Genomic DNA, 23,116 nt, shown 5'->3' with positions numbered 1-23,116 from the left:
GTGATTTTCCCGTTATGTGGAGAAAGGTTTTTGGACCTTCCCCTCTTTTCCAGGACACTTGACCAAATGTCAGATACGAACCGTTGAAATAGCCCGTATCTGACATCGGGGACGGTCAGGACGCCTCGACGGGCTGGCCCTTGATCGATTTGATCAGCAGCTGGGAGACGTCGACGACCTCCAGCGTCTCCTTGGCCTCGCCGGTGTTCTTCTTCTCGTTGATCGAGTCGCCGAGCATCACCAGGCAGAACGGGCACGCCGTGGAGATCGTGTCGGGCTCGGTGGTCAGCGCCTCGTCCACCCGCTCGGTGTTGATGCGCTTGCCCAGCCGCTCCTCCATCCACATCCGCGCGCCGCCCGCGCCGCAGCAGAAGCCCCGGTCCTTGTGGCGGTGCATCTCCTGGGTCTTCACCCCGGGCACCTTGGCCATGATGTCGCGCGGCTGGGAGTAGACCTTGTTGTGGCGGCCCAGGAAGCACGGGTCGTGGTAGGTGATCTTCTCCTCGATCGGGGTGACCGGCACCAGCCTGCCCTCGTCCACCAGCTTCGCCAGCAGCTGGGTGTGGTGCACGACCTCGTAGGTCCCGCCGAGCTGCGGGTACTCGTTGGCCAGGGTGTTGAAGCAGTGCGGGCAGGTCGCGACGATCTTCTTCGCCCCCACCTCGTTCAGCGTCTCGATGTTCTGCTTGGCCAGCATGTCGAACAGGTACTCCATGCCCAGGCGCCGGGCCGGGTCCCCGCTGCACGCCTCCATCGGGCCGAGCACCGCGAACTTCACCCCCGCGACGTGCAGCAGCTCCGCGACCGCCTTGGTGGTCTTCTTGGCCCGGTCCTCCAGGGCACCGGCGCAGCCGACCCAGAACAGGTACTCGACGTCCTCGTCCAGCTTCTCGTCGACCAGGGTGACCTCGATGGGGTCGACCTCGCGGCCGGCCAGCTCCTCGATCCAGTCGGCCCGCTTGGTCTCGGCCATCCCCCAGGGGTTGCCCTTGTTCTCCAGGTTCCTGACCATGACGCCGGCCTCGGAGGGGAAGTTCGACTCCACCATGGCCTGGTAGCGGCGCATGTCCAGGATGTGGTCGATGTGCTCGATGTCGACCGGGCACTGCTCGACGCAGGCGCCGCAGTTGGTGCAGGACCACAGCACGTCGGGATGGATGACGCCGTCCTCGCCGACCAGCGGCTTGTCCAGCAGGGCCAGCACGTCCTCGTGCAGGTCTGCGCGCTGCTCCTGGGTGGCCGACAGGTACGGCGCGACCTTGAAGGCGTGGTCGCGCTGCTGGAGGATGAGCATCTTCGGCGAGAGCGGCTTGTCGGTGTTCCAGGCCGGGCACTGGTCCTGGCAGCGGCCGCACTCGGTGCAGGTGTAGAAGTCGAGGAAGCCCTTCCACGGGGTGTCCTCGATCTTGCCCCGGCCGAGCCGGTCACCGTCGAGCTCCTCGTCCTCGAAGTCCACGACCTTGCCGTCGATGCGCAGCGGCTGGGCCGGGCCGTTGCCGTTCGGGCGCCGGGAGAAGGCCACGTTCAGCGGCGCGGTGAAGATGTGCAGGTGCTTGGAGTTCACCACGATGACCGAGAAGACCAGCATCACGCCGATGTGCAGCAGCAGCCCGACGTGCTCCAGCGTCTCGTTGGCCGAGGCGCCCAGCGGCCGCAGCAGGGCGGCCGTCGCGTCGGAGGCGAACGCCCCCGAGGCGTAGGGGAGGTTGCCGGTGTTGGCCGCGGCGCCGCGGAAGAGGAACATCGTCCAGATCACGTTGAAGATCATGAACAGGACGAGCCAGGCGCCGCCGAGGTGCGAGCCGGAGAAGCGCGACCTGCGGCCCAGCCTCTTGGGCGAGTTCCTGATCCTGATGACCGCGAAGGCGATCAGGCCGCACAGGGCCGCCACCGCGATGAAGTCCTGCAGGAAGCCCAGCACCGGCCACGTCCCCACCAGCGGGATGTGGAAGTCGGGGGTGCCGGTGATCGCACCCTGGATCAGCGCGCCGTAGGCCTCCAGGTAGACGGTCACCAGGATGAAGAACGCCCACATCACGAAGAAGTGCGCGGTGCCGGGCGCCGTCCACTTCAGCAGCTTGCGCTGGCCGAAGACCTCGACGAGCTGGGCCTTGATCTCCTCCCCGAGGTGGTTCCTGGCGTACTCGATGCGTTCGGGCGCGGGTGGCCCGACGGTGGCGAGCCGGTACAGGAACAACACGCGGCGCGCGGCAAGCGCGACCGCGACGGCTGTCATGACCAGCCCGATGATCGCTACCCAGAGCACGGGTCCTCCCACAGACGGCGTTGGCTGCCAGCGTACGACCGCCGGTCACCCATGATGACGACGGGTCCCCACGAATCCTACCCACGGGTAACTTACCCGCGCACAGCACCCGGGCCGACCGTGGTCACCCTATGGCCGACCCAATGCCCAGAACAATGCTCTGTACGCCTCCGGACGGTACCGAAGTGATCACTACGGCCGCACCGGGTCGAGGTAGCGCTGGATCGTGGGAGCGAGCAGCTCCACCAGCTCCTCCACGTCGGTGGAGGCCAGCGGCTCCAGCTTGAGGACGTAGCGCACCAGCACCACGCCGAACAGCTGGGCGAAGGCCGCCTCCATCCGCAGCGGCGGGATCTGGAGCAGCTCCGCGACCCGGTGCAGCAGCGCCCGCGTCATGAACTCGCGGATCATGACGACCATCTGGTCGTTGGTCATCGCGGTGCGCACCAGCGCCAGCAGCGGCTGGCGGGCCGCGGCGTCCGAGGTGATCGTCAGGATGAGCCTGGTCAGCCGCTCGCCGACCTCGTCGCGCGGGCCCGCCAGGATCGCCGCGACGACGTTCTCCGGGTTGATCGGCAGCTCCATCGCCGCGACGAAGATGCCCTCCTTGCCGGCGAAGTAGTGGTGGACCAGCGCCGGGTCCACCCCGGCCTGGCGGGCGATGCCCCGGACGGTCGCCTTGTCGAACCCCTTATCGGCGAAGATCTCGCGCGCCGCCGCCAGGATCTGCCCCCGCGTGTCGGCCGACCCCGGCCTGCGCCCCGGCCTCCTCCTCGCCGCCGCGCTCCCGCCGTTCCCGCCGGACCCGCCGTTCCCGCCGAGCGAGCCCGACCCGCCGGGCGCGTCCGGCGCGGCGGGCTCGCTCACGACGGGCTCGCTCATGCGCTGGTGGAGGCGGCCAGGTGCAGCCGGGCGAACGCCAGCGCCTCGGCCAGGTCGTCGATCCGCTCGCTGCGGCTGACCGCCTTGCGCGTGTTGATCTCCAGCACCACCAGCCCGGAGTAGCCGTTGCCCGCCATCCGCTCCAGGATCGGCGCGCATGGCTGGGTGCCCCGTCCCGGAACCAGGTGCTCGTCCTTGTTCGGCACGCCCACGCCGTCGGCCAGGTGCAGGTGGGCGAGCCGGTCGCCGAGCTTGGTGAACATCTCCAGGGCGTCGGACCCGGACACCGCCGTGTGCGAGAGGTCCAGCGTGACCTGGGGGAAGTCGTGGTCGACCGGGTTCCAGTCGGGGGAGTAGGGGACGACCTCGTTGCCCCTGGCCTTGAGGGGGAACATGTTCTCCACCGCGAACGCCACGTCGGTCTCGTCGCGCATCCTGGCCAGGCCGATCTCGAAGTCCCTGGCGTAGTCCCGCTGCCAGCGGAACGGCGGATGCACCACGACCGTGCGGGCGCCGACCCGCTCGGCCGCACGCTGGGCACGCTGCAGCTTGGCCCAGGGGTCCTTGCCCCAGACCCGCTGCGTCACCAGCAGGCACGGCGCGTGGATGGCCAAGATCGGCATCTGGTAGTGGTCCGACAGCCGCTCCAGGACGTCGACGTCCTGGCTCACGGGGTCGGCGCCCACCATGATCTCCACACCGTCGTACCCCAGGCGCGCGGCCAGCTCGAAGGCGTCGGGGGTACGTTCGGGGTACACCGACGCGGTGGACAGCGCGATCTTCGCACTGGATACACGGACGCTCATACCGCTTCCTCGTCTCCGGCTCGGAGCACACGCTCGCGAACACCGCTGGGCCGACCGGCCCGCTCGCTCATGTCGCTCACCTTTGCCAGCCTAAGCGGGTCCGGAGAGCGGTGCTGTACGCCGCCGTCCGACGCGTCCGGGATCACACCGTTACGGTGAGGGCATGCCGAGGTACGCCAAGGGTGCCATCCCCAGCCCCAACATCTGGAACACGCCCCGGACCTACGAGCTGGAGAACCGGGCGGTGGACCCCGAGGGACGCGCCGAGGCCGCCATGGCGGCCATCCGGCCCTGGAGCGGGGCGACGGTCCTGGACATCGGCTGCGGCACCGGCTACCACCTGCCCTCCCTGGCCGCCACCGCCGCCCGGGTCGTCGGCGTCGAACCGCACGAGGACCTGGTGGGCCTGGCCGTCCGCCGGTGCCGCTCGCTGCCGAACGTGGAGGTCCGCGCGGGCACCGCCCAGGCGCTCCCGCTGCCGGACGCGAGCGTGGACGTGGCCGTCGCCCGCTGGGCCTACTTCTTCGGGCCCGGCTGCGAGCCCGGCCTTGCCGAGCTCTCCCGGGTGCTGCGGCGCGGCGGCGCGGCCTTCGTGATCGACGTCGACGCCGGTCGCGGCGCCTTCGGCCGCTGGTTCTCCCGGTCGATCCCCTCCTACTCGGCCAGGTCCGTCGAGGAGTTCTGGAGCCGCCAGGGCTGGCAGGCCGCCGAGCTGGACCTGAACATGCGCTTCGAGCGCCGCGCCGACCTGGAGGCGGTGCTCCGCATCGAGTTCACCCCCGCGGTCGCCGAGCAGGCCATCGCGGAGACCGCCGGCCTGGAGATCGCCTACCCCAACGTGCTGCGCTGGAAGCTGTTCTGAGCCGTTCCCCGCGGATCCCGTCGCCCTTCCCGGGCGATCCGGGAACCTCCCCGCGGGGCGTGTGCGAACCGTGCGGGAACCGTCGGGAACAACGCGTGGCGGCTTGACCTTGACGTTGGTGTCACGGTTTATCGTCGTCCCATCGGGAGGGGCGGATGCGGATCGGCGAGCTGGCACGGCGCGCGGGGGTCAGTCCCCGGGCGCTGCGGTACTACGAGCAGCAGGGCCTGATCTCGGCCCGCCGCTCGGCCAACGGCTACCGCGAGTACGGGGAGGCGGACCTGCGGCTCGTCTCGGAGATCCGGTCGCTGCTCGCGGTCGGCTTCACCCTGGACGACGCCCGCCCGTTCGTGGCCTGCCTGCGGGCCGGGCACGACTCCGGGGGGTCGTGCCCGGAGTCGGTGGCCGTCTACCGGCGCAAGCTCGCCGAGATCGACGACGAGATCCGCACGCTGCTCGCCCGCAGGGCCGAGGTGGCGGCACAGTTCACCACGGCCTGTCCGGGCTGCGTACTGAGGAAAGCAGGAGAATCATGATCACGTTGACCGCCGAGAACTTCGACGAGCAGGTGCTGCGGAGCGACAAGCCCGTCCTGGTCGACTTCTGGGCCGAGTGGTGCGGGCCGTGCAAGATGATCGCCCCGGTTCTCACCGAGATCGAGGCCGAGTACGGCGACCGCCTCACGATCGCCAAGCTCAACGCCGACGACTACCCCGAGATCTCCGCCAGGTACGGCGTCCTCGGGCTGCCCACGCTCAACCTCTACAAGGACGGCGAGGTCGTGCAGCAGATCAAGGGCGCCAAGCCCAAGCGCCTGCTGCTGGCCGACCTGGAGGGCCACATCTGACACACCCGCGAACCGGGCCCCTGCGGGCCCGGCGCGCGGCGGCTCTCCCCCGGCACGGCACGGCCCGGCCGTGCCGGGTGAAAGTTGTCGGTGCGGACGGGTAACGTGCGGCCATGGTGAAAAAGGCTGGCGGCTACCGCTGTGCCGAATGCGGGTGGCAGGCGGCCAAATGGGTGGGGCGCTGCGGCGAGTGCCAGGCCTGGGGCACGGTCGAGGAGGAGACGGCCCGCGCGGGCGTGCGGGTGGCCTCCGCCGGGGCGGTGTCGGCTCCTGCCGTGCCGATCGGCCAGGTCAAGGCCGAGGTGGCGCACGCGCGTCCCACCGGTGTGCCCGAGCTCGACCGGGTCCTGGGCGGCGGCCTGGTCCCCGGGGCGGTGGTGCTGCTGGCCGGGGAGCCCGGCATCGGCAAGTCCACCCTGCTGCTGGAGGCGGCGGCCAAGATCGCCCGCCAGCAGACCGTCCTCTACATCACCGGTGAGGAGTCGGCCGCCCAGGTGCGGATCAGGGCCGACCGGATCGGCGCGATCCAGGACCGCCTCTACCTGGCGGCCGAGACCGACCTGAGCGCGCTGGTCTCGCACGTCGAGAAGGTCCAGCCCGACCTGCTCATCGTCGACTCGGTGCAGACGATCGGCTCGGTCATGACGACCGGCGTGCCCGGCGGGGTGACCCAGGTCAGGGAGGTCGCGGGAAACCTGGTGCGGCTGGCCAAGGAGCGCGGCATGTCCACCGTGCTGGTCGGCCACGTCACCAAGGAGGGCTCGATCGCCGGCCCCCGCACCCTGGAGCACCTCGTCGACGTCGTGCTCCACTTCGAGGGCGACCGGCACTCCCGGCTCCGCCTGGTCCGCGCGATCAAGAACCGGTACGGCCCGGTCGACGAGGTCGGCTGCTTCGATCTGCACGAGAACGGCATCGAGGGCATCGCCGACGCCAGCGGCCTGTTCGTCTCGCACCGCACCGACCCGGTGCCCGGCACCTGCGTCACCGTCACCCTGGAGGGCACCCGGCCGCTGCCCGCCGAGGTCCAGGCGCTGGTCGCCAGGACCGAGGCCCAGCAGCCCCGGCGCTCCTCCTCCGGGCTCGACACCTACCGGGTGACGATGGTGCTCGCCGTGCTGGAGCGGCGGCTCAACGCCAAGCTGGGCGGGTGCGACGTCTTCACCGCGACCGTCGGGGGGATCAAGCTCAGCGACCCCGCGGTCGACCTGTCGGTGATGCTCGCGGTGGCCAGCGCGGCCGGTGACAAGGCGCTGCCCTCGGGGCTGGTGGTGCTCGGCGAGGTGGGCCTGGCCGGGGAGCTCCGCCCGGTCCGCGACGTGCGGCGCCGCCTGTCGGAGGCCGCGCGGCTGGGCTTCACCCGAGCCCTGGTCCCCTCGGGCTCCCTGGAGGGGGGCAAGCGGCGGGGCGGCGACAACTCGCTGGTCCCGGTGGCCGGGCGCGGCTCGGCCTTCGCCCCCGGCTTCGACGTCGTCGAGGCGGAGAACGTCTGGGACGCCCTCACCCACGTCACCTGACCCCGCACATCCCGTGATCCACCGGCCCGCAGGCCCTGCGGTGCACCGGCATCCGGCGATTCCGGCCCCTACGGGGCCTTCGCCGGTAAGCTGGGTGGTATAGGCAGACCACGGGGGTCAGGTGGCAGCAACCTACAAAGGGCTCGACGAGCGCCGCAGGAGCATCCTGGCCGCGGTCGCCCCGGGCACCGCTCTACGCGACGGCCTGGAGCGCATTCTCCGCGGGCACACCGGCGGCCTGATCGTCCTGGGCTACGACCGGACGGTCGAGGAGATCTGCAGCGGCGGGTTCGAGCTGGACGTCGAGTTCTCCGCGACGCGACTGCGCGAGCTGGCCAAGATGGACGGCGCCATCGTCCTCAACTCCGGTGACCTGCGGATCGTGCGCGCCGCCGTGCACCTGATGCCCGATCCCTCCATCCCCACCGACGAGTCCGGGACCCGGCACCGCACCGCCCAGCGGGTGGCCCTGCAGACCTCCCTGCCGGTCATCTCCCTCAGCAAGTCCATGCGGATCATCGCCCTCTACCTGGAGGGCATCCGCTACGTGGTGGAGGAGTCGGCGGTCATCCTGTCCAAGTCCAACCAGGCCCTGGCCACCCTGGAGCGCTACAAGCTCCGCCTGGACGAGGTCTCCGGCACGCTGTCGGCGCTGGAGATCGAGGACCTGGTCACGGTACGTGACATCGCGGTGGTCGCCCAGCGGCTGGAGATGGTCCGGCGCATCTCCGAGGAGATCGCCGGTTACGTGGTCGAGCTCGGCACCGACGGCCGGTTGCTCTCCCTGCAACTGGACGAGCTCGTGGCCGGCACGGAGAGCGACCGCGAGCTCATCGTCCGGGACTACCTGCCCGCGGCCGGGCGCAGGCCGCGCAAGTTCGCCGAGGCGCTGCAGGAGCTCGACCGGCTCTCCTCCACCGACCTGCTCGACCTCTCGATCGTCGCCCAGGTCCTCGGCCACTCGGGCAACGACGCGCTGGAGCAGCCGGTGAGCCCCCGGGGGTACCGGCTGCTGGCCAAGGTCCCCCGGCTGCCGAGCACCGTGGTCGACCGCCTCGTCGACCAGTTCGCCAGCCTGCAGAAGCTGCTGGCCGCCAGCATCGGCGAGCTCCAGGAGGTCGGCGGGGTCGGCGAGGCCAGGGCCCGCCACATCCGCGAGGGCCTCTCCCGGCTGGCCGAGTCGTCCATCCTGGAGCGCTACGTCTGAGGACACCCGGCCGGAGCCGCGCCGGGCGCGGGAGCACGCGGGTCACGTCGAGCACGAGGTCACTCCGAGTCACGCCGGACACAAGGTCATGCCGGGCGCAGGGTCATGTCTGGCTCGGGGTCATGCCGGCACAAGGCCGCGCCGGGCGCGGGGTCAGCGCAGGTGGAAGACGGCCTTGCGGCTCCTCAGGCCGGGAGCGTGGGCCACGGCCACGTAGGTGCCGGGGCGGGCCGCGACCCGGTCGGCGGCGCAGTCGTTCCCGGAGCGGCGGCGGTCCCACACCAGCTCCCGCACGTAGGGAACGCCGCGTTCCAGCCGGTCGACGTGGTCGGTCTCGCCGCTGATGCAGTCGGAGGACGACCACACCCGGTCTGGGCCGGAGGTGATGCGGACCTCCAGGGAGCGCGGTCCCACCTCGGCGGTGCACATGACCTTGCCGACGTTGACCAGCGTCAGGATGAACCGGGGCCGGATGCCCGCCGGGTAGACCGTCCCCTGGCCCTCCATGCTCAGCACGAGCTGCCGGGGGGTGCAGACCTGCCCCGGCCTCCTGTGCCGGACGGCCGTCCCGGCCGCCCCGGTCGCCCTGGAGGTCCCCGGGGACGGTGTGCGGCTCCAGGACGCCGAGGGGGTGACCTCGGGGGGCGGCAGCACACCCGGCACCGCGTCCGGCGTCTCCTGCGCGGTGGTCCCGCCGCGCTTGCGGACGTCGTCCGGGCCTCCCGTGGCCGAGCACGCCCACGCCACCACGGCGACCACCATGAGCACGCCGATCAACGCGGTCATCCGGCGCCGCCAGTAGACATCGGCTCCGAGGTCGTCACGGAACGTGTCGGGGTCCATGCTCACAGTATGGTCGGCCCGCACGGCCCCGAGGAGGCGACCCGCCGCTTCCCCGGGGCTTCGGCGCCGTTCCGGCCGCGGTCGGGCGGGTGAAAGGCGGACGAAGGAGAAGGAGCCGGATCGGGGACACCGCAGGCGGCACTATCGTCGAAAGGTGCCCGAGTCGAACCGCCTGCTCGAACCCATCCTCGACTGGTACGCCGGCAACGCCCGCGACCTTCCCTGGCGGACGCCCGGCGCCTCACCGTGGTCGATCCTGGTCAGCGAGATCATGCTCCAGCAGACCCCGGTCGTACGGGTGCTGCCGGTGTGGACCGAGTGGATGGAGCGCTGGCCCACCCCGGCCGACCTCGCCCGGGAGACGCCCGGTGAGGCCGTACGCCACTGGGGCCGGCTCGGTTACCCGCGCCGGGCGCTGAACCTGCACGCGTGCGCCCGCGCGATCACCGACCGGCACGGCGGCGAGGTCCCCTCCGACCACGACACCCTGCTGACGCTTCCCGGCGTCGGCGAGTACACCGCCGCCGCGGTCGCCAGCTTCGCCTTCCGGGGCCGGCACCCGGTCCTCGACACCAACGTGCGACGGGTCCTGGCGCGGGCCGTCGGCGGCGAGGAGTACCCGCCGAAGGCCACCACACCGGCCGAGCGCAGGCTCGCCGCCTCGTTGCTCCCCGACGCCGACCGGGCCCCGGTCTGGGCGGTCGCCGTGATGGAGCTGGGCGCCCTGGTCTGCACGGCCCGCGCGGCCCGCTGCGCCGACTGCCCGATCAGCGACCTGTGCGCGTGGCGGCTGGCGGGCAAGCCCGCCTACGACGGCCCCGCGCGCAGGGGCCAGACGTACGCTGGCACGGACCGCCAGTGCCGCGGCCGTCTCCTGGCGGTGCTGCGCCAGGCCCACGGCGCCGTCCCCAAGGACGCCCTCGACGTCGTCTGGCAGGACGTCCCGCAGCGCGAGCGTGCCCTCGACGGCCTGGTCGCGGACGGCCTGGCCGAGGTGCTCGACGACGGCACCTACCGCCTGCCCGGCTGAGACGGCCCGCCGAGACGACCGTCCGGGCCCCGGGACCGCCTCCCGGCCGAACCGGCCGGTCCCGGCCGCGTCGAGCCCCCTCCGGGGTCGCGGAGGGCTCCCGGGCCGCTCCCGGATCGTCCCCTGAGAGGCTCCGGAAGGGCTCCGGACAGGCTCCCGGGGCCGTTCCTCAGGCGGCCAGGCGCAGGCCCAGGGCGGTGAGGTTGCTCCGGGCCCAGTCGAGCTCCTCGGCGATCATGTTGACCAGCGCGCCGGGCCCCCGGGCCCGCAGCGGCACGGCCGGGTCGTGGGCCTCCACCTCGATGTGCGCGGTTCCGTTCACCGCGCCGGAGAGCATCGCGGTGAGGGTGTCCTCCAGGATCGGGCGGGTGCTGGGCAGCTCCTGGCAGGCGGCGGTCAGGTGGTTGTGCACGTGACCGAGCTTGACCACCGGGGCCCCGGCCGCCGCCAGCCCGCGCAGGGCCGCTCCGGGCTCCTCGGCGCCTCCCGACAGGTGGCAGGCGTCCAGGCAGACGCCCAGGTGCTCGGAGTCGATGCCGCCGACCCGGTCCAGGGCCTGCTCGGTGGTCTCCAGCACGCAGCCGGGCCACGGCTCGAAGCCCACCCTGACCGTCTTGCCGGTGACGCTGTAGAGCCCGCGCAGCTCCCGGGCCAGCCGCTCCAGGCGGCGCGAGGCGATCGCGTGCAGGTCGGCGGGCCAGTCCCGGCGCCAGCCGATCGGGATGGTGGAGATGCTTCCGAAGCGGACGTCGTCCGGGAGCAGGAAGGCCAGGATCCTGGCCAGCGCCATCGTGTAGCGGTAACGCTCGGGCTTGGCCCAGTCGGGGCCGGGCGACTCCTGGTTCCTACCGCCGGTGCCGTTGAGGCTGACGACCTCCAGGCCGCGCTCCTCCAGGGAGCGGCGCAGGCGCACCAGCTCGATCCGGTCGGCGCTGAGGTGGTCGGCGACGCTCGGGGAGAGCCAGAGGCCGACGCCCATGCGCTCCACACCCAGGCGCTTGCGCACCGGCACCGCGTACCTGGTCAGGTGGGCGATCAGGTTCTCCAGGTCCTCGGCGGGGTGGACGCCCGCGTTGTAGGCCAGGTGAACGAGCGTCCCGTCCTCGTGCCGTAAACGCATGCGGTGCCTCCCAGGCGTACTTCTCGTGGGTCCCCGATCGCCCCGCGCCGGCCGTTCGCGGCGCCGCGAGCCGGAGGCTCTCTCCAGCCGGGAGCTCGGCCCGGCTCGTGCAGCATCCCGTGCGGGCAGCGACCTCCGCGTCATTCCCGGAGTTGATACGTCGCTACGTCGCGAGGCTGACATCGTCGGCGATCCACGGTGGCCGATGTGGTTCGAGGATCGCGCGGTGAGGCCCCGCCGAGCTCACTCTACACAGTGTAGTACTACCTGTCGTGGCGTAGACACCCTCTTTGGTAACAAATAGACAGGCCCCGCCGTGAGTCTCCTCACGGCGGGGCCTGCCGGGTGGCCCCGGAGGGCCTTGCGTCCTAGTTCTGGATGGGCTCCGCGATGGCGGCGGCCGAGTCGGGGACCCGGTCGACCGGCGCGTTCTCACCGACGAAGGTGAACTTCGCGTTCTCGCCCTCGCCCTCGACCGCGATCTTCACGATCTGGCCGGGACGGAGCTCGCCGTACAGAATCTTCTCGGACAGGGTGTCCTCCAGCTCGCGCTGGATCGTGCGCCGGAGCGGGCGGGCGCCCATCACCGGGTCGTAGCCACGGTCGGCCAGCAGCTGCTTGGCCTCCTGGGTGAGCTCCATCCCCATGTCGCGGTCCTTCAGACGCAGGCCCACCTGGGCCAGCATCAGGTCCACGATGTGGATGATCTCGTTCGGAGTCAGCTGGTGGAAGACCACGATGTCGTCGACACGGTTGAGGAACTCGGGCCGGAAGTGCTGCTTGAGCTCCTCCTGGACCTTGGACTTCATCCGGTCATAGTTGGACTCGGCGTCGTTGTTCTTGGCGAAGCCGACCCCCTGGCCCTTGGAGATGTCCCGGGTGCCGAGGTTCGTGGTCATGATGATGACGGTGTTCTTGAAGTCGACCACCCGGCCCTGGGCGTCGGTCAGGCGACCGTCCTCCAGGATCTGCAGCAGCGAGTTGAAGATGTCGGGGTGGGCCTTCTCGATCTCGTCGAACAGGACGACCGAGAACGGCTTGCGCCGCACCTTCTCCGTCAGCTGACCGCCCTCCTCGTATCCGACATAGCCCGGAGGCGAGCCGAACAGACGGGAGACGGTGTGCTTCTCCATGAACTCCGACATGTCCAGCATGATCAGCGCGTCCTCGTCCCCGAACAGGAACTCGGCCAGCGCCTTGGACAGCTCGGTCTTACCGACACCGGACGGGCCGGCGAAGATGAACGAACCACCCGGGCGGCGCGGGTCCTTCAGGCCGGCGCGGGTACGGCGGATCGAGCGGGACAGACCCTTGATGGCGTCGTCCTGGCCGATGATCCGCTTGTGCAGCTCGTCCTCCATGCGGAGCAGCCGCTGGGACTCCTCCTCGGTGAGCTTGAAGACCGGGATGCCGGTGGCGGTGGCGAGGACCTCGGCGATGAGCTCCTCGGTGACCTCGGCCACGACGTCCATGTCGCCGGCCTTCCACTCCTTCTCCCGGCGCTCGCGCTTGAGCTGGAGCTGCTTCTCCTGGTCACGCAGGGCCGCGGCCTTCTCGAAGTCCTGCGCGTCGATCGCGGACTCCTTGTCGCGCCGGACGCCCGCGATCTTCTCGTCGTACTCGCGCAGGTCCGGCGGAGCGGTCATGCGGCGGATGCGCATGCGCGAACCGGCCTCGTCGATGAGGTCGATCGCCTTGTCCGGCAGGAACCGGTCGCTGATGTAGCGGTCGGCCAGCTGCGCGGCGGCCACCAGGGCGCCGTCCGTGATGGAGACGCGGTGGTGGGCCTCGTAACGGTCGCGCAGGCCCTTGAGGATCTCGATCGTGTGGCTGAGGCTGGGCTCGGCCACCTGGATCGGCTGGAAACGACGCTCCAGCGCCGCGTCCTTCTCCAGGTGCTTGCGGTACTCGTCGAGGGTGGTGGCCCCGATGGTCTGCAGCTCACCCCGGGCCAGCATCGGCTTCAGGATGCTGGCGGCGTCGATCGCGCCCTCGGCGGCGCCCGCCCCGACGAGCGTGTGCAGCTCGTCGATGAACAGGATGATGTCGCCTCGGGTGCGGATCTCCTTGAGGACCTTCTTCAGGCGCTCCTCGAAGTCACCGCGGTAACGCGAACCCGCCACCAGGGCGCCCAGGTCCAGCGTGTAGAGCTGCTTGTCCTTGAGCGTCTCGGGCACCTCGCCCTTGACGATCTTCTGGGACAGGCCCTCGACGACGGCGGTCTTGCCGACGCCGGGCTCGCCCACCAGGACCGGGTTGTTCTTGGTCCTGCGGGACAGGACCTGCATGACCCGCTCGATCTCCTTCTCCCGGCCGATGACCGGGTCGAGCTTGCCCTCACGGGCGGCCTGGGTCAGGTTACGGCCGAACTGGTCCAGCACGAGGGAGGTCGACGGGGCGGCCTCGGTCGGGCCTCCCGCGGCGGCCGGCTCCTTGCCCTGGTAGCCGTGGAGCAGCTGGATGACCTGCTGCCGGACCCGGTTGAGGTCGGCACCCAGCTTCACCAGCACCTGGGCGGCGACGCCCTCGCCCTCACGGATGAGGCCGAGCAGGATGTGCTCGGTGCCGATGTAGTTGTGTCCCAGTTGCAGGGCCTCGCGGAGCGACAGCTCAAGGACCTTCTTGGCACGCGGGGTGAACGGAATGTGCCCCGACGGCGCAGACTGACCCTGGCCGATGATCTCCTCGACCTGCTGACGCACACCTTCAAGACTGATGCCGAGGCTCTCCAGAGCCTTGGCGGCAACGCCTTCACCTTCATGGATCAAGCCAAGAAGAATGTGCTCCGTACCGATGTAGTTGTGGTTGAGCATCCGGGCCTCTTCTTGGGCCAGGACGACAACCCGCCGTGCGCGGTCGGTGAACCTCTCGAACATCTCGTCGCTCCTCACAGAGCGGTCAGGCAGGTCCGGGATATCCGGGCCCTGTCATCCCGCATGGTAGCCCCGACCCGGCGACCGCTCTATGCAGAAGACGTTCCCCGAGAGCAGGGCGTTCACCCTCATCCAACTACTTACGGGGGGCGGGATGTTCCCGCTACGCCGCAAGCGAACGACGTTTGTCGGCTCCCCGAACGCATCATGCGGTCATGGCCGCCACCGGACCCCACCGTGACCGCCATAACCGCATGATTCACTCGACCGGCCGAGCCGGTCTAGTGAGCCCGCTCGTAGTCTTCGACGATCTTGGACGCGATACGGCCGCGCTCGCTGACGTTCTTCCCGTTGGCCTTCGCCCACGCCCGGATGTCGGCGCTCTTCTCGCGGGTGAGTGCCCGCGCCCCGCCCGCACGGCGGCGGCGGGCCGGCAGTGCGCCGGAACGACGGGCGCTCTGCACGAAAGGAGACAGGGAGTCCCTGAGCTTCTTGGCGTTAACGTCGCTCAGGTCAATCTCATAGCTGGTGCCGTCAATCGCGAAGGTGACGGTCTCGTCGGCCTCACCCCCATCGAGGTCGTCGATGAGAATCTCCTGGATCTGCTTGGCCATCTACACAATCCTTTCGCGGAGTATTGTTTCATTCGCAAGCCAAACATATACCCGCGACCCAAGAGCGGCAATTCCAGAAGCCTGGCGATTCTCACAGGGAACCGGGGCTCCCGGTGCGGCTCCGTGGTGGATCAGCTGTTCTGCGTCTCGGCCGGATCGGCCTGTTTTGCCTGGCGCCGACCGGCGGCTTCACTCCGAACCAACTTGACGACTCCGAAGATGAAGGCCCCGCCGACGACCGCCGGGGGTATCAACGCGGACAATACTGCGTACATTCGTCCTCGCTCCGCACCGTGGATGGGCTTTCTGGACCGGGAAAAGTGGCGGCGACCCCGGGGCACGGGTGCGTGCCCGATCGGTCCGGAACCGCTCACGGATGACCATAGCGCCACCGACCGGCGACATGCGTCTCAGGGGCGCCATGCCCGTCGGTCTCCAGCCTAATGCTTCTCTCCAGCCGCCTTACCGGTTGCGACCGTAAAGCCGTCAAGAAAAACAGCCGGGGAGATCAGGTGATCATCGTCGTCTCCGGAATACCCGGCCGCGCGGGCGTTCCGGCCGGTGCACCACCCCCTCCCCCGCGGTGAAGCCCCTGCTCAGAAGGCATCCCGGCAGGAACGGCGCCCCGCCGGTATCCCGGGATCCGCAACGGACGGGTTCATCACGGGAATGCCCGCCGCCGGTGGAACACCCGGGCGGAGAGCCTCCCGCCTCATGGTCCGGCCGGAGCCGATGCGACGCGAGCGCTTGTAACAAGACGGATCTTCAGTGCTTTCTTGCCTGGAGTATGACTCACTTCGGTGGGCGGCACATAGTCGTAGACCGTATAACCACCAAAGGCGAGCCCCCCTCGCGCAAGCCCGGCAAGACCGTGCCCACCCGATCCGGATCCCCAAGAAGGTCTTCATCGGTCGCCTCGAACACACCGTGAAGACGAACGGGAGAAAGCCGTGAGCGCCGCGCGGGACACTCCGGGCGGGCGGAAGCGGCCATTCGGAGAGTGGTGGGCTAACTCCCGACGGCGGACGATCCGGCCATTGAGGGGCCATAGCGGTACGAGGACATCGGTGGCACCGAGGGCGACTATTTTCCTGGACCGGGCCAAGGGACGGTCATAAGTCGTCCCGCGCCCGGGAGTAAATGGGGGCGCGCGGCCACGGCGTCCCGTCCGCCCGGCCGTTACGGCTCCGCGGGATCCTCGTTTTCCGGCCCGGATGAAGCCGAGCGCGTCAAGCCGCGCCCGTGAAGGCGAGTACGTCAAGGCGTGTACGTGAAATCCCGCGTGTGAGGACGGGGGTTGGAAGGCCGCGCGTCAGGGTCCGTGGACGACGCCGTGGGGACGAGAAGGCCCGCGGAAAGGCCCCCGTGACGGGAGAAGGTCCGGGTGCGGGGTCGTGCGAGGGCTCATGGACGACACCGCGCGTGCGGAAGGCGGCGTGCGACGCCGTAACGCGCGAGAGGGCCGCGAAAGGCGCGTGTGCGGGAGCCGGGGGCGAGGACGGGCCGGGAGGGCCGGTGCGCGGCCGGCGTCCCGAGGCCCGCGCCTTGAGGGCCGGGCTCGAAGGGCCGCTTCCGGGGGGCCGGGCCGGGAAGGCCGGGCTCGAAGGGCCGCTTCCGGGGGGCCGGGCCGGGAAGGCCGGGCTCGGAGGGCCGGGCAGGGAGGGGCTCGCGTCAGGGACCTCGCGTCAGGGATCGCGGGGCCGGGATCGCGGGGCCGGGATCGTGTCGCGTCGCGTCGCGTCGGCGACCGTGGTGTCGCGGGACGCGTACGAAGGCCCGCGCATGAAGAACGGGACCGGCGGTCGAACCGCCGGTCCCGTCTCTTCGGGGAAACTACTTGATCTTCACGACGACCGTGTCGGCCACCTTGTCGTGCAGAGCCTGGTGCAGGGGCTGGTCCCAGAGCAGCCACAGGACGTTCAGGAGGGAGAAGATGCGCACGATCCAGTTCAGGAACGGCACCCAGGACAGGAACTGCGGACCGAAGAACACGCCGGCACGCTTGAGCGCGACGGCGCTGCTGAGCCCGCCCGGCGGCACGACGTTGCCCACGGGCACGATCTTGATGCCCATGACCATCTTGCCGACGGTCTGCCCGCTCCTGGTCGTCATGAAGAACTCGTAGGCGAAGTACAACGCCGCTGCGAGCAGGGACGTGAGCAGGGTGGCGAGGAAGACGCCGCCTCCCGCGTCCAGGGTCCCGGTCGCGCTGTCGAAGCTGGGGGACGTGATGATGACGGCGGCCAGCACGGCGCTGATGATGAACGTCGGGATCCCCAGGATGATCCCGTCGATGAGCCGTGCCACCAGACGCTGCCACCACTCGGCGAGCGGCGCCGGAGCGCCGGGGACGCCGCCGTAGGGCTGTCCGTAGCCCTGCTGGCCGTACGCCGGTTGACCGTAGCCCTGCTGGCCGTAGTCCGGCTGCTGACCGTACCCGCCCTGCTGGCCGTAGCCCTGCTGCTGGCCGTAGTCGGGCTGCTGGCCGTACCCGGGCTGGGACGGCTGCTGCCCGTAGCCCTGCTGGCCGTAGCCGGGCTGCTGGCCGTAGTCCGGCTGCTGCCCGTAGCCACCGCTCGTGCCCTGCTGGCCGTACCCCGGCTGGCCGTAGCCACCCGTGCCGCCCTGCTGGCCGTAGCCCGGCTGCTCGGCGGAGGACTGGCCGTAGCCGGGCTGCTGGCCGTAGTCCGGCTGCTGCCCGTAGCCACCGCTCGTACCCTGCTGGCCGTAACCCGGCTGGCCGTAGCCACCCGTGCCGCCCTGCTGGCCGTAGCCCGGCTGCTCGGCGGAGGACTGGCCGTAGCCGGGCTGCTGGCCGTACCCGCCGGTCGCCCCCTGCTGGCCGTAACCCTGCTGCTGGCCGTACCCGCCGGTCGCGCCCTGCTGGCCGTAACCGGGCTGCTGCCCGTAGCCCTGCTGGCCGTAGCCCTGGGCCTGTCCAGGACCGGTGTTCGGCTGTGAGGCCTCCGACCGATATCCCACGACCGTTATGTCGGGGTCGAGTTCACCAGCGGCTCGACCCGCGTTGTGCTGTCCGTATTCCGGCTGCCCCGACGGTGTGCGATCGCGGTCGGGATCATCCTGTGGATACGGCGGCTGTCCGGTGCTCACCGCGTCACCTCACTTAGACTGCGCATGTGGCAGATGTCAGACTCACATGCTTGCTGCAGCACAAGGTATCGACATAGGCAACAACAGTCACCTTTCCGTTGTGTCAGCTCTAAAGTCACTCACGTCGGGCTCACGTGTCAGATGCAGCAGCATCCGCGTATTGCCCAGGGTGTTGGGCTTGACGTGCTCCAGATCCAGGAACTCCGCGACGCCCTCGTCGTAGGAGGCCAGAAGCTCGGCGTACACCTCCGGGGCGACGGGGGTGCCCTGGATCTCCCGGAACCCGTGCCGGGCGAAGAAGTCCACCTCGAAGGTCAGGCAGAAGACGCGGCGCAGGCCGAGCTCGACGGCGGTGCGCAGCAGCGCGGAGACGATGCGGTGGCCGATCCCCGCCCCCCGGCGGGCGGGGTCGACGGCGACGGTGCGGATCTCGGCCAGGTCCTCCCACAGGACGTGCAGCGCCCCGCAGCCGACCACCTCCCCGTGCTCGTCGGTGGCGACCCAGAACTCCTGGACGTCCTCGTACAGGGTGACGGTGGCCTTCTCCAGCAGGCGCGGTCCCGCGCCGCCGTAGGTGTCGACCAGGCGCCGGATGGCGCGGACGTCCGGGGTGCGGGCACGCCGGACGGTGACGCCGGCCGCCCCCGGCGGTCCGTCCCGCTCCGTGCCGGTACGGGGTTCACCACCGCTTCCGGCCTCGGCGGGGGCGCGCATCACCGGCGCCGGAGACTGTTCCGCAACCTGCTCCATGACCGATCAGCGTACGTCCTCGCCGTCCCCCAATTACGGCTCACCCCTAACTCGCGCACCACCCTCCTCTCGTGACCCTTGGTAGTCCCATTGCCACGCTGGGCATCGGACGCCGAAGTGTGGCGCATTTCATCTTCGGTACGCTCCCGGAGCTGGGAGGACCCCCTCGGGGCCCGACGACCCCCTGGGCAAAGGCCCCGTAAAGGCCTCAGTGATCATTTTGAGATGTGATCCGTCCGTGACATTTCAGTTGCGAAACCTCTACTGAATTCGAAGTTCTGGTTGAGCAGGAACCAGGGGTGGACTAATCTCCGTCCTCGATGTCAGAGATGTGAAAAGCCTGACCCGCCGAATCTCCCGCAGGGAGAACCGGGGACCCACCCGAGTCCCCCGGGGTGAATCCGAGTGCCACCGGCGCACCCGGTAGGGCTGCCCTCCGGCCCGAACCCGTCAGCTAACCCGGTAGGCGGCCGAGGAGAAGGAGTCCATTGGTGAAGCGCACGCGCGACCGCGGAGGAGACCAGGCGGGTGGCGACGCCCACCGTCCACGACGCGCGCCGCGAGGGCTCCGCCGCCGCATGGCGGTGATCGGCCTGGCGTTCGCCACCCTCACCCTGGGCACCCCGCTGGTCGCGGCCTCCGCCGACCCCGAGCCCAGCCTCAAGCAACTGGCCGCGCAGGCCGAGAAGCTGCACAACGAGATCGAGACGCTCGCCGAGCAGTACAACGGCGAGCGGGTCAAGCTCAAGCAGGCGCAGCGGGCCGCGGACAGCGCCAAGAAGACCCTGGCCACCAGCGAGTCCGAGCTGGCGGCGCGGCGGACCAAGGCCGCCCTGCTGGCACAGAGCAGCTACATGGCGGGCGGACTGAACGCAGGGCTCACCCTCACCCAGACGTCCGACCCCGACGACTTCCTCGACCAGGCCACCACCAGCTACGCCCTGCAGCAGCAGCAGAGCGAGGAGGTCGCCCAGGTGGGCCGGGCGATCGAGGCCGCCGAGCGGGCGCAGGCCGGCGCCAAGGCCAGGACCTCCGAGGTCAAGAAGCTGCTGACGGAGATCGGCGCCAAGCGCGCCAAGATCGAGCGACTGGTCGCGCGGGTGGAGAGCGACCTGTTCAGGGAGGTACGCGCCCAGGCCGTCGGCAACCGTGGCGCCCGGGTGAAGGTCGACGCGCCCATCGTGGGCAGCGGCAAGGGGGCCGAGGCCGCCCGCTGGGCGCTGACCCAGCAGCTCAAGCCGTACGTCTGGGGCGCCGAGGGTCCCAACTCCTTCGACTGCTCCGGGCTGGTCATGTGGGCCTACCAGAAGGTCGGGATCAGCCTGCCGCACTACACCGGCGACCAGTGGACCGCGGGCACGCGCGTCTCCCGGAGCGAGCTGCGCCCGGGTGACCTCGTCTTCTTCTACAGCGACCTGCACCACGTCGGGATCTACATCGGCGCGGGCCTGATGGTCCACGCCCCCCGGACCGGGGACGTCATCCACATCACCACGATCGACGACCGGCCCTTCGTGGGAGGCGTGCGCATCGCCGGCTGACCCCGGCACCCGCTCGACGCCGTCCCGCGCCCGCCCGGCGCGGGATCTGGCGTCGGCCGAGGACGGGCGGACGGAGCGGGCGGCTGAATTCGGGCGGCGGCAGGCTAGATCAGGCGGCGGCGGGCCGCCCAGGCCACGGCCTCGATCGCCGTGGCGACGCCGATGCGGTCGCAGATGCCCCTGAGCCTGCGCCTGACGGTCCGGCCGCTGATGTCGAGCCTGCGGCCCACCCTGTCGACGGTGACGCCCTTGGCGAGCTCAGCCAGCAGCACGAGGTCGTCGGCGCTGAGACCGATATCGCCCATGCCCAGGGGGCTGTCGCCATGGCGCGAATCCACTTCCGGATATGCCATCAAGAGTCACTCCCCCCACTCTGGAAACCGGGCCTAAGGCACCATGAATGAATACCGCCCGCCAGGAACGGTAAACGCCTTGTTCAAAGGTCGTCAAGTTCCGCCCTTCATGGCGTCGCCGCACTATTGACATAGCAGGCCATACGTGAAGTACTCATGATATGTCAGCGCCTTTGCGGTTAAGTCATGATCCGCCTCGGGCGTGGACCCGTAACCGTCCCCTGGCTGCGAGGACCCGCATCTTCGTAGAACAAGATTTTGCCGGATCGGCAGGCCCTGCGGCCCTCCGGACGCCGGGTCCGCGACGCGCGCGCCTCCCGTATTTTTCGGGAAATCGACCCCTGTTCCGCCGGTGCGGCGGTGGTCACGTCCCTCGGCACCTTGACGGCGTGACGTAAAAACCCGGAAATCGTGGGCCACTTCGGTTCTTTGCGGCATTTGCGGAGTTTCGCGCGGGGCCACTCGCACGCCGTAATATCGGGCGTGCGGAAAGGGAGTTTCTACACCATGCGGAAACTCCTCCGCACGGCACGAAGGGACGCGAGCACCGCCGTTTCCGGCGGCCGGGATCCCGCCCTTCCGCTCCCGGTCCCCGCGCACCGTACGGGCACGTCTCCGGCCCCGGGAAGGTGACCGCCGCCGCCGACGCGCGACGCCTGACCGGTGGGTACGCCGTCCGGGCCGTGTCGCCCCGTTCTGTGGGTCCGCGGGTGTCGTGGGTGCCGCGGGTGCCGTCCGGGAGGCCCGGGGCACGCTTTTGCCCGGACGCGGCACAGCGCCCGGGCGGGGGAATGATCGTGCTCCGTACGGCGGTACCGGACCCGGGCGTGGTCGGCCCGGTACACGCCGTACGGCGGGAACGTCGTTTCGCGTGGCCCGGGGGCCGCGCGTCGGTCAGGCCCGGCCCGCCGGCTTGACCAGGGGGAACAGGATGGTCTCGCGGATGTTCCTGCCGGTGAAGGCCATGATGAGACGGTCGATGCCCAGCCCCATGCCGCCGGTGGGCGGCATTCCGTATTCCAGGGCGGTGAGGAAGTCCTCGTCAAGCTGCATCGCCTCGACGTCGCCGCCCGCGGCGAGCAGGGACTGCTCGGTGAGGCGGCGGCGCTGCTCGATCGGGTCGTTCAGCTCCGAGTAGCCGGTGCCGAGCTCGGTGCCGAACCCGATCAGGTCCCACTTCTCGGTGAGGAGCGGGTTGTCGCGGTGGTTGCGGGCCAGCGGGGAGGTCTCCAGCGGGTAGTCCATGACGAACGTGGGCTGGATGAGCGTGTGCTCGACGAGAGCCTCGAAGATCTCCTGGACGAGCTTGCCCTGACCCCACGCGGCGTCCCAGTGGATCTCCCGCGCGTCCGCGAGGGCACGGACGCGCTCCAGCGGCGTCGCGGTCGTGACCTCCTCGCCCAGCGCCTCGGAGACCGACCCGTAGAGGGTGATCCGCGGCCACTTGGCCAGGCCCAGATCGATCTCCTGACCCTCGTGGACGACCACGGAGTGACCCAGCGCGGCCACCACCGCCTGCTGGATCATCCGCTGGGTCAGGTCCGCGATGTCGTTGTAGTCGAGATAGGTTCCGTACGCCTCGAGCATGGTGAACTCGGGGTTGTGGGTGGAGTCCGCGCCCTCGTTGCGGAAGTTGCGGTTGATCTCGAAGACCTTCTCGATCCCGCCGACCACGAGCCGCTTGAGGTAGAGCTCGATCGCGATGCGGAGGTAGAGCTCCATGTCGTAGGCGTTGATGTGGGTCTTGAAGGGCCGGGCCGTGGCTCCGCCGTGGATCGGCTGGAGCATCGGCGTCTCGACCTCCAGGTAGCCCTCCTCGTGCCAGAAGTCGCGGACCGACCGCACCACGGCGCTGCGGGTGTACGCCAGCTTCCTGGCCTCGTCGTTGACGATGAGGTCGACATAGCGCTGGCGGACCCGCGCCTCCGGGTCGGTCAGGCCCGCGTGCTTCTCCGGCAGCGGCCGCAGGCACTTGGAGGTGATCACCCAGCGGTCGGCGAGGATGGACAGCTCGCCCCTGCGCGAGGTGATGACCTCGCCCTCGACGCCCACGTGGTCGCCGAGGTCGACGTCGCGCTTCCACGCGGCCAGCGACTCCTCGCCCACCCGGTCCAGGGAGATCATGACCTGGAGGTCGCCGGAGCCGTCCCGCAGGGTGGCGAAGCAGAGCTTGCCGCCGGTCCGGGACAGCATCACCCGCCCGGTGACGCCCACCCTGTCGCCGGTCGCGGTGTCAGCGGAGAGATCGGCGTATTTCCCGCGGATCTCGGCGTTGGTCGCGGTACGCGGGAAGTTCACCGGATAGGGATCGACGCCCTCGGAGCGGAGGCGGTCGAACTTCTCCCGGCGCACGCGCATCTGCTCGGGCAGGTCCTCGGCGGGATTGGTCACGTCATCGGTCACAGTTCCAAAGGGTACCGATGCGGCGAACCCCGCGAGGTCACCCACCGTGCCCGCCGCCCGCCCGGGTCATGCCCTCCGGACGGGCCCGCGG

General features: G+C 70.1%; 18 protein-coding genes and 1 riboswitch. Of the genes, 7 read left to right on the top strand and 11 right to left on the bottom strand.

The window, feature by feature from the left end:
• Positions 1 to 115 precede the first annotated feature (115 nt).
• The 3 genes from ABD832_RS12505 to ABD832_RS12495 form a co-directional block, all read right to left on the bottom strand.
• The gene (locus tag ABD832_RS12505; protein ID WP_344893016.1) at positions 116 to 2,266 is read right to left on the bottom strand and encodes a (Fe-S)-binding protein; all 2,151 of its coding nucleotides are present in this window, start codon (positions 2,264 to 2,266) and stop codon (positions 116 to 118) included.
• A 192-nt stretch (positions 2,267 to 2,458) separates the two neighbouring features.
• Positions 2,459 to 3,148, bottom strand: a complete 690-nt coding sequence (locus tag ABD832_RS12500; protein WP_344893013.1) for a TetR/AcrR family transcriptional regulator — start codon at positions 3,146 to 3,148, stop codon at positions 2,459 to 2,461.
• Positions 3,145 to 3,954 carry a sugar phosphate isomerase/epimerase family protein gene (locus ABD832_RS12495; protein WP_344893010.1) on the bottom strand — a complete coding sequence of 270 codons (810 nt, stop codon included), beginning with the start codon at positions 3,952 to 3,954 and terminating at the stop codon, positions 3,145 to 3,147. Before ABD832_RS12495 ends, ABD832_RS12500 begins: the two co-directional genes overlap by 4 nt.
• Before the next feature lie 163 nt (positions 3,955 to 4,117).
• Here ABD832_RS12495 and ABD832_RS12490 point away from each other — a divergent pair, with 163 nt between their 5' ends.
• The 5 genes from ABD832_RS12490 to disA all read left to right on the top strand — a co-directional run bounded on the left by ABD832_RS12490 (position 4,118) and on the right by disA (position 8,387).
• On the top strand, positions 4,118 to 4,816 hold the full coding sequence (locus tag ABD832_RS12490) for a class I SAM-dependent methyltransferase (protein WP_344893007.1): 699 nt from the start codon (positions 4,118 to 4,120) through the stop codon (positions 4,814 to 4,816).
• Positions 4,817 to 4,971: 155 nt separating this feature from the next.
• Positions 4,972 to 5,352 carry a MerR family transcriptional regulator gene (locus tag ABD832_RS12485; protein ID WP_344893004.1) on the top strand — a complete coding sequence of 127 codons (381 nt, stop codon included), beginning with the start codon at positions 4,972 to 4,974 and terminating at the stop codon, positions 5,350 to 5,352.
• On the top strand, positions 5,349 to 5,663 hold the full coding sequence (gene trxA, locus ABD832_RS12480; protein ID WP_344893001.1) for a thioredoxin: 315 nt from the start codon (positions 5,349 to 5,351) through the stop codon (positions 5,661 to 5,663). The genes ABD832_RS12485 and trxA overlap by 4 nt, the downstream gene beginning before the upstream one ends.
• Before the next feature lie 113 nt (positions 5,664 to 5,776).
• Positions 5,777 to 7,180: a DNA repair protein RadA gene (gene radA, locus ABD832_RS12475; protein WP_344892998.1), complete on the top strand. Its 1,404-nt coding sequence runs from the start codon at positions 5,777 to 5,779 to the stop codon at positions 7,178 to 7,180.
• 121 nt (positions 7,181 to 7,301) lie between these two features.
• The gene (gene disA / locus ABD832_RS12470; protein ID WP_344892995.1) at positions 7,302 to 8,387 is read left to right on the top strand and encodes a DNA integrity scanning diadenylate cyclase DisA; all 1,086 of its coding nucleotides are present in this window, start codon (positions 7,302 to 7,304) and stop codon (positions 8,385 to 8,387) included.
• A 153-nt stretch (positions 8,388 to 8,540) separates the two neighbouring features.
• Here disA and ABD832_RS12465 read toward each other — a convergent pair whose 3' ends face one another.
• Positions 8,541 to 9,230: a hypothetical protein gene (locus ABD832_RS12465; RefSeq protein WP_344892992.1), complete on the bottom strand. Its 690-nt coding sequence runs from the start codon at positions 9,228 to 9,230 to the stop codon at positions 8,541 to 8,543.
• 154 nt (positions 9,231 to 9,384) lie between these two features.
• Between ABD832_RS12465 and ABD832_RS12460 the strand changes: the two genes are divergently transcribed.
• Entirely contained in the window at positions 9,385 to 10,260 is an 876-nt protein-coding gene (locus ABD832_RS12460; RefSeq protein ID WP_344892989.1) for an HhH-GPD family protein, read from the top strand.
• A 169-nt stretch (positions 10,261 to 10,429) separates the two neighbouring features.
• On the opposite strand, the gene ABD832_RS12455 is transcribed toward ABD832_RS12460, so the two are convergent.
• The 5 genes from ABD832_RS12455 to ABD832_RS12435 form a co-directional block, all read right to left on the bottom strand.
• Positions 10,430 to 11,380, bottom strand: a complete 951-nt coding sequence (locus tag ABD832_RS12455; protein ID WP_344892987.1) for a TIM barrel protein — start codon at positions 11,378 to 11,380, stop codon at positions 10,430 to 10,432.
• A gap of 368 nt (positions 11,381 to 11,748) precedes the next feature.
• Positions 11,749 to 14,256 carry an ATP-dependent Clp protease ATP-binding subunit gene (locus tag ABD832_RS12450; RefSeq protein WP_344892984.1) on the bottom strand — a complete coding sequence of 836 codons (2,508 nt, stop codon included), beginning with the start codon at positions 14,254 to 14,256 and terminating at the stop codon, positions 11,749 to 11,751.
• 278 nt (positions 14,257 to 14,534) lie between these two features.
• Positions 14,535 to 14,867: a histone-like nucleoid-structuring protein Lsr2 gene (locus tag ABD832_RS12445; protein WP_344892982.1), complete on the bottom strand. Its 333-nt coding sequence runs from the start codon at positions 14,865 to 14,867 to the stop codon at positions 14,535 to 14,537.
• A 1,833-nt stretch (positions 14,868 to 16,700) separates the two neighbouring features.
• Entirely contained in the window at positions 16,701 to 17,849 is a 1,149-nt protein-coding gene (locus ABD832_RS12440; protein WP_344892979.1) for an RDD family protein, read from the bottom strand.
• A gap of 216 nt (positions 17,850 to 18,065) precedes the next feature.
• A complete protein-coding gene (locus tag ABD832_RS12435; protein WP_344892977.1) occupies positions 18,066 to 18,728 on the bottom strand; it encodes an amino-acid N-acetyltransferase in 663 nt (220 codons plus the stop codon).
• A gap of 336 nt (positions 18,729 to 19,064) precedes the next feature.
• Positions 19,065 to 19,213, top strand: a riboswitch (cyclic di-AMP (ydaO/yuaA leader).
• Positions 19,214 to 19,219: 6 nt separating this feature from the next.
• Between ABD832_RS12435 and ABD832_RS12430 the strand changes: the two genes are divergently transcribed.
• On the top strand, positions 19,220 to 20,269 hold the full coding sequence (locus tag ABD832_RS12430) for a C40 family peptidase (RefSeq protein ID WP_344892974.1): 1,050 nt from the start codon (positions 19,220 to 19,222) through the stop codon (positions 20,267 to 20,269).
• Positions 20,270 to 20,373: 104 nt separating this feature from the next.
• On the opposite strand, the gene ABD832_RS12425 is transcribed toward ABD832_RS12430, so the two are convergent.
• Entirely contained in the window at positions 20,374 to 20,574 is a 201-nt protein-coding gene (locus ABD832_RS12425) for a helix-turn-helix domain-containing protein (RefSeq protein ID WP_344892971.1), read from the bottom strand.
• Positions 20,575 to 21,516: 942 nt separating this feature from the next.
• Positions 21,517 to 23,025, bottom strand: a complete 1,509-nt coding sequence (gene lysX, locus ABD832_RS12420; RefSeq protein ID WP_344892969.1) for a bifunctional lysylphosphatidylglycerol synthetase/lysine--tRNA ligase LysX — start codon at positions 23,023 to 23,025, stop codon at positions 21,517 to 21,519.
• Positions 23,026 to 23,116 lie beyond the last annotated feature (91 nt).

The sequence above is a fragment of the Streptosporangium longisporum genome (assembly GCF_039534895.1).
Classification (GTDB): domain Bacteria; phylum Actinomycetota; class Actinomycetes; order Streptosporangiales; family Streptosporangiaceae; genus Streptosporangium; species Streptosporangium longisporum.
This window is presented reverse-complemented; position numbering and strand designations above follow the sequence as displayed.

Coding starts and splice junctions, on each gene's coding strand:
- ABD832_RS12500 (WP_344893013.1), bottom strand. CDS start 3,148: ATGAGCGAGCCCGTCGTGAGCGAGCCCGCCGCGCCGGACGCGCCCGGC.
- ABD832_RS12495 (WP_344893010.1), bottom strand. CDS start 3,954: ATGAGCGTCCGTGTATCCAGTGCGAAGATCGCGCTGTCCACCGCGTCG.
- ABD832_RS12490 (WP_344893007.1), top strand. CDS start 4,118: ATGCCGAGGTACGCCAAGGGTGCCATCCCCAGCCCCAACATCTGGAAC.
- ABD832_RS12485 (WP_344893004.1), top strand. CDS start 4,972: ATGCGGATCGGCGAGCTGGCACGGCGCGCGGGGGTCAGTCCCCGGGCG.
- trxA (WP_344893001.1), top strand. CDS start 5,349: ATGATCACGTTGACCGCCGAGAACTTCGACGAGCAGGTGCTGCGGAGC.
- radA (WP_344892998.1), top strand. CDS start 5,777: ATGGTGAAAAAGGCTGGCGGCTACCGCTGTGCCGAATGCGGGTGGCAG.
- ABD832_RS12465 (WP_344892992.1), bottom strand. CDS start 9,230: ATGGACCCCGACACGTTCCGTGACGACCTCGGAGCCGATGTCTACTGG.
- ABD832_RS12455 (WP_344892987.1), bottom strand. CDS start 11,380: ATGCGTTTACGGCACGAGGACGGGACGCTCGTTCACCTGGCCTACAAC.
- ABD832_RS12450 (WP_344892984.1), bottom strand. CDS start 14,256: ATGTTCGAGAGGTTCACCGACCGCGCACGGCGGGTTGTCGTCCTGGCC.
- ABD832_RS12445 (WP_344892982.1), bottom strand. CDS start 14,867: ATGGCCAAGCAGATCCAGGAGATTCTCATCGACGACCTCGATGGGGGT.
- ABD832_RS12435 (WP_344892977.1), bottom strand. CDS start 18,728: ATGGAGCAGGTTGCGGAACAGTCTCCGGCGCCGGTGATGCGCGCCCCC.
- ABD832_RS12425 (WP_344892971.1), bottom strand. CDS start 20,574: ATGGGCGATATCGGTCTCAGCGCCGACGACCTCGTGCTGCTGGCTGAG.